Here is a 9,666-nt window from a genome sequence, read left to right on the forward strand (position 1 = left end):
AATGACAAATGACAAATCTAAAGTTCAACCTGGGGAGTCGGATTGAAGTCCTCAGCAATGCGAATCCGATCGCCATCTTTGAGATACGCAGACCCCTCGACCACCACGCGATCGCCTAGGGACAGTCCGCTTCTGATTTCCACTCGGGTACTACTGAGGTCCGTGGGAGAACCTGATGCCACCTCACCCACTTCTACCGGCTGTGCCTGTACGATATCTTCCCCAACTAAGCGATAGACGATCGCCGAACCATCAGCTTGCGGCAAGACGGCTTTCCCAGGAATCGTAATCGCTTGAGCCGCACTGGTAGTAATTCCAGCCCTTAAAAACATCCCAGGTCTCAAAATTGAATCCGAGGGCAAACTGACTTTAACCGTTGCCTGACGGCTTTGTTCATCGACCAAGGGGGCAATTTCTCGCACAGTCCCCGCCACATTAATCCGGCTATCCGCATCCGAGGTAACTTGAACAGGTGCGCCAATTTGGATTTCGGATAATTGAGTTTCGGGAATTTTCACCTGGAGTTCGAGTTGGCCGTTAGCAATAATCGAAAACAGTTGTTTCGTATTACTGGTCACATCCCCAACTCGGGCGACTCTTTCGGCGATAATTCCCGCTTTTGGGGCGCGAACCACGGTGCGTTCTTGTTGGGTTTCCACCTGTTGCGCCCGGGCTTGGGTACTGCGGAGGCTGGCGGCGGAACTGTTGGCATTGGCGCGGGCGCTGTCGAGTTGCGATCGCGCGATCCGGACATTGGCAATGGTGCTTTCCAGTCGGGCTTGAGCGCTGCTGATGTTGGATTGGGCGCTTTGGACCCTTGCTTTGGCAATCTCGATGTTGGAGTTGGCGCTGACCACTCGGGACCTCATGCTGGCAATATTCGCCTCACTGCTGGCAATCCGGGCTTGGGCACTTTTAATATTGGCCTCGGCGACGCGCACCCGTTCTCGGGCGTTTTCAGCGGCGGTGCTGCGGATTTCCAGTTCTTGGGTAGAAACGGCCCCGGCTTCGGCTAATTGTTGGTAGCGATCGCGTTCTCGTTCAGCTTGGGCGAGTTCGGCTTGGGCTTGAGCCAGACTGGCGCGAGTTTGTTCGAGTCCCGCTTCGGCTTCGGCTTTGGCGGCGACTGCCTGAGAGACCCCGGCGGTGGCTTCGGAGAGGGCTGCCTGGACCTGTCCTGCCCCGGCTTCCACTTCGGCTTTGGCGGCGATGGCTGTGGCAACAGCGGCGGAGGCTTCCGATTGGGTGGCGAGGGCTTGGGATACGGCTGCTTCAGCGATCGCGATCGCCGCTTGTCGGTCTGCTACAGTTGAGCGAGCCGAGTCGATTTGAGCCTCTGCTTCGGTGATTTGCGATCGCTCTACGGCATCATCGAGGATTGCCAAAACCTGCCCCGCTTCCACCAAATCGCCCTCATCCACTAAGACTTGCTTAATTTGCAAGCCGGAGGCTTGAGGCATTACGGGCAAAAGGTCGTAGGCTTGGACAGTCCCGGTAGCGTCGAGGGACCTTTCTACTCGGGCGCTTTCTGCGATCGCCACGGTAACGGTTTGATTGGCCACGGGTTGGGCATTCGGTGCTTCTGCCACCGATCCGGAAGAATTAGCTGCTGTTTCCTCCTCGGATCTACTATCCAACAGATACATTCCACCGACGGCGATCGCCACCCCAATCCCCACCCCAGTCATGAGTTTTTTCCAGTCGCTCGGTCTTGGGGGGGCGGCAATGCGAGTCTTGCCCAGGGCGGACTCCTCCCCATCCTCTACCATCTCCAATTCAACCCCAGGCTCTGGTGAGTGTCTCCCTGAGTCTTGAATCTCTGGGTTTTCCATTGTCTCCTCAGTCTCCGCTTGTGAGAAAGCCCCTTTCCTCATTTTCCCCCCAAGTCTTTATTGTAATAATTTTCAGCGGTTGCAAAGAAATATTGCAATTTGTTGCATTTGTTAAATTTTAATAGAATTTGTTCGGTTTAGGGAACTCCAAAAAATCAAATAGGATTGGGGATTCAATTATAGGGTGGGCAGGCGGAGAGCATCAATTGTGAGCATTCCCACAAGTACCCTCCACCCGACTACTTGCCCGACTTTTTTTATGTCCATCCCTTAGAGAACCGTCATCCGTGGAGGAGTGGATCCAAATCCTCCACTGCTGGACTCAGGGGGAGTCAGAGGCATGAGACTCCGACTCGGCCAAAACCCGGGTAACTTTTGATGACAAGATAGACAAAGATGCGGTAAATAAAAAGAAGAACCATCTGCAACTCCTGCAAACCCGGGAAAATAGAACTCTGCAAAGCGCGAGTACCAACTATGCTCAATACCACTGAAATACTGATCGACAACTTTGTGCAAAAGCTGAGGGAAGGCTACCACCGAACCTACGGAGGATATAAACCGAACTACGAGGATATTATTGCCTGGGCGGGGAGCATGGCCCTAGAAAATATTGCCAACAGTGACGCCCTGTACCACAATGTCGAACATACCATTTTAGTGACCTTGGTGGGGCAGGAGATTATGCGAGGCAAGCATATCCGGGAAGGGGGTGTGTCTTGTGAAGGATGGCTTCATTTCATTATTTCCCTGGTTTGTCATGATATTGGCTATGTCAAGGGCGTATGCCGACAGGACAAAAATGGATGGTATGCCACAGGACAAAATGGGAAAATGATTCAGCTTAAAGCCGGATCCAGCGATGCGGGACTGACGCCGTACCATGTCGATCGCGCCAAACTCTTTATTGACGAACGGTTTGGTGGTCATACACTGATTGATGCCGAAGAGATCAAGTACAATATCGAACTGACCCGTTTTCCAGTCCCGAAAGCAGAGGATCATCAAGATACGATTAATTATCCCGGGATGGTTCGGGCGGCAGATTTAATCGGACAACTGAGCGATCCGCGCTATTTGAAGAAAATCGGGGCTTTGTTCTATGAATTTGAAGAAACCGGCACCAATGCGGTGCTTGGCTATAAACATCCTGGAGATTTACGGAAGAACTATCCCAAGTTTTATTGGCATGGGGTTTTTCCTTATGTCAAAGATGCCTTAGAATATCTGACGCTCACCCAGCAAGGAAAACAGGTGGTTGCCAATCTCTACTCTAATGTTTTTGTCGTTGAACATGAGAGCGCCCAAGAGCTCTCAGAGGAATAATAGGTGAAACTCGCACAAAACAACTCCGGTGACAAGAATTGCAGTGGCAAAGGGGTTGAGCCTATTCAAGGGTGGGGAGGGAGTCATGGATTGAAGTGGATTCTCCCAAAGGTTTCGCCTCAACCCCTTAAAATAATCATGCAAGATGTCTATTGAAAGCCCCTATCGATTCATGAAACAAGTCTTTTCACCCTTCCAACAGTTTTTATTGACTTGGCTGCTCATGTTAGGGGTCGGTTGGGCTACCCTGAATGCGCTGAGTTATGTCGGGGAAGCGATCGGGATTCTGATTACTGCGGGGTTGATTGCCTTTTTACTCAACTATGCAGTGAGTCGATTGCAAAAATTTCTCCCCCGTGGGATTGCAGCGGTTGGGGTCTATTTGGTGGCGGGTTTACTCGTGCTGCTGGTGGGATTGACGGTGGTGCCGCCGGTTTTTAATCAGGGTCGGCAATTGATTGAGAACTTTCCCACCTTGCTCATGTCGGCGCAGGAGCAATTAGCCGGATTTCAAACGTGGAGTGAGCAACGCAATTTGCCCTTTGATGTGGGGTTGGTGGAGCAACAGATCGGGGAACGGATGCAGGGACAGGTGCAGGCGATCGCCACCCGAGGGTTTGGGTTGGTCCTGGGAACCGTAAGCTGGTTCTTAGATGGCGTCCTGATTCTGGTCATCTCGTTCTATATGCTCGTGGATGGGGAGCGTTTGTGGCGGACCCTGACTTGGATTTTCGCCCCTAATATTCGGGACCAACTCACGGAGTCTTTGCGGCGAAATCTTCAACAATTTGTCTCTGGACAATTGCTACTGGGGTTATTTATGGCGGTGACCCTGACGCCGGCATTTTGGGCATTACGGGTGCCGTTTTTCCTCTTATTTGCAGTGTTTATCGGCATTATGGAGATTATTCCCTTTGTGGGGGCCGCTCTGGGGATTGGTGCGGTTTGTCTGATTGTGGCTTTTATTGATTGGTGGTTGGCCCTACAAGTCTTGGCGGTGGCGATCGCCTTGCAACAAGTCAAGGATAATATTGTGGCTCCCCGGATTATGGGCAGTCTCACCGGATTATCTCCGGTGATTATTTTTACCTCCCTGCTCTTAGGAGCCAAAGTTGGGGGATTTTTAGGGATTATCCTGGCGATTCCTTTGACTGGGGTGATCAAAAGTATTGTGGAAATTGCGATCGACCCCACCCTACCTCCGCAAACCGGGAGTTTCTTCAACACGATCCTCAGTCAGAAACCCCCGCAACCGTTACCCGCAGAAACTGCAATTCCCCCGGGCGATCGCCTCCCCGATTCACCGAATGCTTAACTCCCCTTACCGCTGCACACTCCGAGGGTCAAGAGCATCTCTCAACCCATCCCCGAGGAGGTTAAACGCCAGTACGGTCAAAATAATTAATAGGGCCGGGGGCCAGACTAACCAAGGTTGCAACACTAAAATTGAGGCATTGGTAGACAGGGAGAGCATATTTCCCCAGGAAGGATCCGGCTGCTGAATTCCTAACCCAATCAGACTCAGCACCGATTCAGCCACAATAAACCCGGGAATAGAGAGGGTTGCGGCAATAATCGTATAGGTTGCCGTCTGGGGGATGACGTGACGGACAATAATGTACAGCGGTTTGGCTCCCATTGCTTTAGCAGACTGGACAAATTCTCGCTCTTTAATCGACAAAACTTGCCCTCGAATCACCCGCGCCAGTCCGGACCAACTGACGAAGGAGGTAATCACTACAATTAACATAAACCGTTCGGCGCTGCTGATTCCCGCCGGTAAAATCAGGGTGAGTGTAACCAAGAGATAGATGCTGGGAATGGTCATCAAGACTTCGACGAAGCGCATTAATATGCTATCAATTGCGCCGCCAAAATACCCCGAAATCCCGCCCACAATAGTCCCCAGGGGAAAGGAAATGGAAATGCCGACTAATCCAATAAATAAGCTGATTCTCGCCCCTAGGACCAGACGGCTGAATTGATCGCGAGCTTGATCGTCGGTCCCAATCAGGTTTAAGGGTGCTTCTCCGGTGGTTCCGAACAGATGAATGTCTCCGGGAATGAATCCAAAGAGTCGATATGCCGGTCCTTTGACAAAGAGTCCGAGTCGGGACGGTTGGTCAAAATCTACCAGCAATTGGCGATCGCCCGTATCCATATCGATCGCCCCTTGGGTGGTAGGATAAACATGGGGACCCATAAACGCTCCAGTGGTTTGATTCCGCCAGTAAATCTGCGTCGGAGGCAACAGCGCCCCATTCGGCTGAGAAATATAGGCATCATAAGGGGCGACAAATTCCGCCGCGATCGCCGCTAAATAAAACACCAATAACAAAATAGCTCCTAACCGAGCCAAGGGATTCTTTTTTAACTTTTTCCACCAGTTCATAGTATTTCTTAAGTTTTTACGGTTTAAAGAATCGAAAATAATCGACATAAGGGAGGAACACAACCGGCGATCGCCGCCGATATTCCTTCCTTCATCTCACCCCCTCTAGCAGCAACCCGTGGTGAAATCCTTACGAACCGATCAATCATCCACTGCCCATAAAATTAGCAGAAAAATGACAAAAAAACCCACCTGGAAAGGCAGGCGGATCGACCCTAAAAAAAAGAGGGGGATACTCACTAAAAATGAAGTCAGCAACCAACCCAGGTAACAGATCATCAACATGACAATGACAGACATAATGACAATTTAAGGGAAATAATCGAGAGGACTATCGGATTTGGGCATTCGTTAACATAGAAATCAGCAATATCGATTCACATATTATTGACCCATTCAAGACCTAGGGCCTTGCTACAGTAGGGGCTAAAACTCGGTTTTTTGACCCAATCTCGGTCTGCTTTGTCACCAAAAAAGGTACAGAAACCCAGGTTCTTGTCCTAGATCTCTAATCCCTACCCAGAAGCCCTAGAGAACTACAAGCTGAATTCCTCAATTATGCAAGAGGAGCGTAAAACTATGTTAACAAATAGCATCAATCTCTGGAAATGTACCGGCGCGATCGCCTTAACTTTTGTTGCGTTCAATGTCATTCCCGCTTTCGCTAATTCGGCCAATTTTGAACCCCTAATTTTATCCCGGGGATTTCCACCTAGTAGTGGCGTCGTCTCGGGTTTTACCGGGGGTTCCATTTCGCTTCCTGCTGTCACCACGGTACGCGATCGCCATAACCAACTCTGTCTCGGGTTCGGAGATCCAACTCCGGATCATATCATGGAATTACGCGCTAATTTTCCCCGATTAACCGTAGAACTAAACAGTCGAGGTGTGGATACCACGTTAATCATCCGAGGTCCCGATAATACCTTTCGCTGTGGAGATAATACCGAGTTAAGTCAGGATGCCCGAGTCACAGATCCGGACTGGCAACAAGGGACCTATCAGATTTGGGTGGGGACCAAACAAATGGGAGTTCGACGCCGATATCGGCTTTCCGTTCGCGAGTAAGGGTCGGATACAGTCCCTGACGGGAAGATGACCTCGGGAATATGCTGAAACCGTAACATTTCCAGCTTAAACCTCCTGCGGAGCCAGGGTTGATCGGTCGGTCGAAGCAAGGTATAATAAAAAATGGCCTATTTGCCGAGAGTGTTAACGAAGCGTGCTAAATACCCTTGTAGCTGACTTCCAAATTATCTTTGAGCGTGACCCAGCAGCACGCAACTGGCTAGAAGTTTTGTTTTGCTATCCAGGTTTGCAAGCGCTGCTGTTTCACCGTGTCGCCCACTGGTTACACCAGATCGGCATTCCCTTCATTCCTCGCCTGATTTCTCATCTGGGTCGCTTTTTCACCGGGATTGAAATTCACCCCGGCGCGGCGATCGGCAGGGGAGTTTTCATCGATCATGGCATGGGAGTGGTCATTGGCGAAACGGCGATCGTCGGCGATTATAGCTTGATTTATCAAGGGGTCACCCTCGGCGGTACCGGAAAAGAATCCGGCAAGCGTCACCCCACCCTCGGGGAAAATGTTGTCGTGGGTGCCGGTGCCAAGGTCCTGGGTAATCTCCAAATTGGCAATAATGTCCGCATTGGTGCCGGTTCTGTCGTCCTGCGGGATGTTCCTTCAGATTGTACGGTAGTCGGAGTTCCCGGTCGGATTCTCTATCGTTCTGGGGTTCGAGTCAACCCCTTGGAACATGGTCAATTGCCTGATTCAGAAGCATCAGCGATTCGCAGTTTACTCGATCGCATTGAAGCTCTCGAACAGCAAGTTCAAGATATGAAACCCCAGAAACCTTCTTTTGTGTTCGTCGGTGCAAGCTCTGAAAAGTTTTGTTTAGATCAACTCCCGCCGAATTGTAACATTAATAATAAAGCGATTCAGGAGTTTCTGGACGGGTCGGGCATTTGACCCCCTGTAAATAAATCATCTCAAAACTGATTCAATACTACCCTATGACTCATAAATGCCCGCTTCGGCGGGCTATTTTTATGGAGCAAAAACCTACACCCTCAAGGGCTCAAGTTATACGAACAAAGCCCGAGAAGCGCGGGCTAAAATACATCAGTTTTCGGTTTTAATCGGGATGCGGTGACAAAGGCGACGGTCCCGCCAATGAGTCCCCAAATTAGCCAGAGACTCAAGTTGTATCCTTTGCGTTTGGCAACCCTGGCAGCGAGGAGTCCCATGATACAATGCCCGACTGCTAAGAAGTATAAAATCGGTAAATTCGCTGGGATGGTATTGAACAAGGCGATCGCCCTCTCATGCTTGACGACAAATGGAATGGGGGGATAACTTCGGATTCAATGCCAGTCCGGTTTGCACCCCTGGCGACTCAATCGGTCAGCATCTGTGTCGTTCATCCTATCAACTTTCTGGACTTCAGACAATCTGCACTCCCACCTTTAAACACGTTTTACCAGAGGAATTGTGGATGCGACTGCCGAAGAGATTCGGTGCAGTCGCATCCATTGCATCGGAGGTTACTCGGCAGTAGTGGATTTTAGGACGCGATCGAGAATAGTCCGCGCTTCTTCCGCTTGTTCTCTAGCCGCTTGATAGCGCTGATTGGCTTGGGCAAAGGTTTTCAGGGTTTTAAACCCTTCTTTGAGATTGGCAATTTCCTCTTCCGTAACGGGTCGGTCCTGAAAGAGAACATCGATTTGCTCACGCACTTTGAGCGCCTCGGCATGGGAACGGTCAACTTTTTCCTTAAGGGTGACCAAACTGCTGAGAATTTGCACCGCTTCTGTTAGCGCATCATCGCTGTTTTCATCTAAGCCTTCGGGTTCTTTCACTTCAATAAATTCATCGGGACTAAATCCCTCGGAGAGTTTGTCAGAGAGTTTGGTGGGTAGTTTCCCCTCATCCATCATTTCAAGGAGTTGATCCATTGCTTTGTCCCGAGCTTTTGATGAATCTTTGCCTGAAACCGTCAAGATGATTTCGGGGGATTGGGCGATCGTGTACTGAACCATAGTTTTAGGCAGGAACGGTTAGGGATGTTGTGATGAAAAGACTCGCGATCGCTGCTGAACAATTAGAAGGTTTTCGGTCCTAATTGTCAGGCGATCGCCAGAAACCCAACGAATGAGGTCCAGGAGAGACTGGGCAGAATTCAAGCTAGATTCAACCCGATCATCCCTCTCAATTTGACAATAATTGTTGGTGTTTTCTCTCCTTATTTTCTCATATTTATTGCTCACTGTTCCATTTTTGTTATATTTTTTAAAATATCTCCAGGGTCTCAGGCAGAAGCTCCAACTCTCTGCGATTAAAATGCTCACCCTTGTCAGGGTCTCTTGCCATCTAATCGGATTAGACGTAACTGCCGCAATCCATTAGGGCGATCGGTTATTCCCAATTAACCACAAGCCCAAATGTGAGAAGCTTGAGCGAGAGAGAACCCAGACCAATCCTCCCGGTTCCTCATGCACAAAGGGGAAAGCACCCGAATATAATCACAAGTATCAATGATGGTTTTTATTTTTAAAATATTCTTGAATAGCCGGATTTAGCCTTAAAATAGAATTAGAGTTCTCGATTTCTATTTCCAGCAAACTGCGCTTTTTCAATGATTGAACTGCTTTTAAATAGTCAGAGTCGGATAGATTTTCTATATTTGGGCAAACTTCAGTGATACCAGGTTGATTGGCCAAACCTATCATCACCAATTTTTCTGTTTCAGACAAACGCAGATAATGTTCATCCAACAACGATTCTATGTCTCCTAAAAATAAGCTGGAGTAGGATAGAAATTTGGATACACTCCCATTAAATAAATCGGAAATAGTGGCTGATATTATATTTAGCCATAAGGGGTTACCGCTGTAACGCTGGATGAGTTCTATCCAGCGTTCTCTATCTTTGAGTTTGCGGTTGGTTAAGAGTTCTGTGGTGGATGATCCGTCTAAACCTTTTAAATGGAGGGTTTTGCAGTGGGAGTTTTCGGTTTCTAGGATAGCGATTTCGGTCGGCTGTTCCCAACTGAGGAGAAGCAGACAACTGTGATGAGGCGATCGGCCAATTTCGTTGAGAAACTGACCGTA

General features: G+C 49.3%; 9 protein-coding genes and 1 pseudogene. 4 read left to right on the top strand and 6 right to left on the bottom strand.

The genetic code is table 11. From position 1 onward, the window contains the following. Nucleotides 1-17: 17 nt before the first annotated feature. Nucleotides 18-1,769, bottom strand: a complete 1,752-nt coding sequence (locus tag J0895_RS08225; protein WP_242541148.1) for an efflux RND transporter periplasmic adaptor subunit — start codon at nucleotides 1,767-1,769, stop codon at nucleotides 18-20. Between the two features lie 540 nt (nucleotides 1,770-2,309). On the opposite strand from J0895_RS08225, the gene J0895_RS08230 reads away from it, so the two are divergent. Both J0895_RS08230 and J0895_RS08235 read left to right on the top strand, forming a co-directional pair. After that, complete coding sequence (locus tag J0895_RS08230) at nucleotides 2,310-3,158, top strand: Npun_R2479 family HD domain-containing metalloprotein (RefSeq protein ID WP_207087624.1); 849 nt, start codon at nucleotides 2,310-2,312, stop codon at nucleotides 3,156-3,158. Between the two features lie 172 nt (nucleotides 3,159-3,330). Further along, nucleotides 3,331-4,473: an AI-2E family transporter gene (locus J0895_RS08235; protein ID WP_207087630.1), complete on the top strand. Its 1,143-nt coding sequence runs from the start codon at nucleotides 3,331-3,333 to the stop codon at nucleotides 4,471-4,473. A 6-nt stretch (nucleotides 4,474-4,479) separates the two neighbouring features. Here J0895_RS08235 and J0895_RS08240 read toward each other — a convergent pair whose 3' ends face one another. Then, the gene (locus J0895_RS08240) at nucleotides 4,480-5,550 is read right to left on the bottom strand and encodes an ABC transporter permease (RefSeq protein ID WP_207087625.1); all 1,071 of its coding nucleotides are present in this window, start codon (nucleotides 5,548-5,550) and stop codon (nucleotides 4,480-4,482) included. A gap of 579 nt (nucleotides 5,551-6,129) precedes the next feature. On the opposite strand from J0895_RS08240, the gene J0895_RS08245 reads away from it, so the two are divergent. Both J0895_RS08245 and cysE read left to right on the top strand, forming a co-directional pair. After that, a complete protein-coding gene (locus J0895_RS08245; RefSeq protein WP_207087626.1) occupies nucleotides 6,130-6,618 on the top strand; it encodes a hypothetical protein in 489 nt (162 codons plus the stop codon). Between the two features lie 154 nt (nucleotides 6,619-6,772). Continuing rightward, nucleotides 6,773-7,525, top strand: a complete 753-nt coding sequence (gene cysE, locus J0895_RS08250) for a serine O-acetyltransferase (RefSeq protein ID WP_207087627.1) — start codon at nucleotides 6,773-6,775, stop codon at nucleotides 7,523-7,525. Between the two features lie 143 nt (nucleotides 7,526-7,668). Here the strand turns inward: cysE and J0895_RS08255 are convergent, their stop codons facing one another. From J0895_RS08255 to J0895_RS08265, 4 genes and pseudogenes are all read right to left on the bottom strand, one after another. Further along, a complete protein-coding gene (locus J0895_RS08255) occupies nucleotides 7,669-7,866 on the bottom strand; it encodes a hypothetical protein (RefSeq protein ID WP_207087628.1) in 198 nt (65 codons plus the stop codon). Between the two features lie 234 nt (nucleotides 7,867-8,100). Then, nucleotides 8,101-8,595, bottom strand: a complete 495-nt coding sequence (locus J0895_RS08260; protein WP_207087629.1) for a hypothetical protein — start codon at nucleotides 8,593-8,595, stop codon at nucleotides 8,101-8,103. Between the two features lie 18 nt (nucleotides 8,596-8,613). After that, a complete protein-coding gene (locus J0895_RS26305; protein ID WP_277989803.1) occupies nucleotides 8,614-8,739 on the bottom strand; it encodes a hypothetical protein in 126 nt (41 codons plus the stop codon). 348 nt (nucleotides 8,740-9,087) lie between these two features. Further along, nucleotides 9,088-9,666 (bottom strand): annotated as a pseudogene (locus J0895_RS08265) (AAA family ATPase); the annotation flags it as partial.

It is taken from the genome of Phormidium pseudopriestleyi FRX01 (assembly GCF_017313335.1).
GTDB lineage: Bacteria > Cyanobacteriota > Cyanobacteriia > Cyanobacteriales > Laspinemataceae > Laspinema > Laspinema pseudopriestleyi.

Excerpts from the sequence above, each read along its gene's own strand:
- J0895_RS08225 (WP_242541148.1), bottom strand. The coding sequence starts at position 1,769 with ATGGTAGAGGATGGGGAGGAGTCCGCCCTGGGCAAGACTCGCATTGCC.
- J0895_RS08230 (WP_207087624.1), top strand. The coding sequence starts at position 2,310 with ATGCTCAATACCACTGAAATACTGATCGACAACTTTGTGCAAAAGCTG.
- J0895_RS08235 (WP_207087630.1), top strand. The coding sequence starts at position 3,331 with ATGAAACAAGTCTTTTCACCCTTCCAACAGTTTTTATTGACTTGGCTG.
- J0895_RS08240 (WP_207087625.1), bottom strand. The coding sequence starts at position 5,550 with ATGAACTGGTGGAAAAAGTTAAAAAAGAATCCCTTGGCTCGGTTAGGA.
- J0895_RS08245 (WP_207087626.1), top strand. The coding sequence starts at position 6,130 with ATGTTAACAAATAGCATCAATCTCTGGAAATGTACCGGCGCGATCGCC.
- J0895_RS08260 (WP_207087629.1), bottom strand. The coding sequence starts at position 8,595 with ATGGTTCAGTACACGATCGCCCAATCCCCCGAAATCATCTTGACGGTT.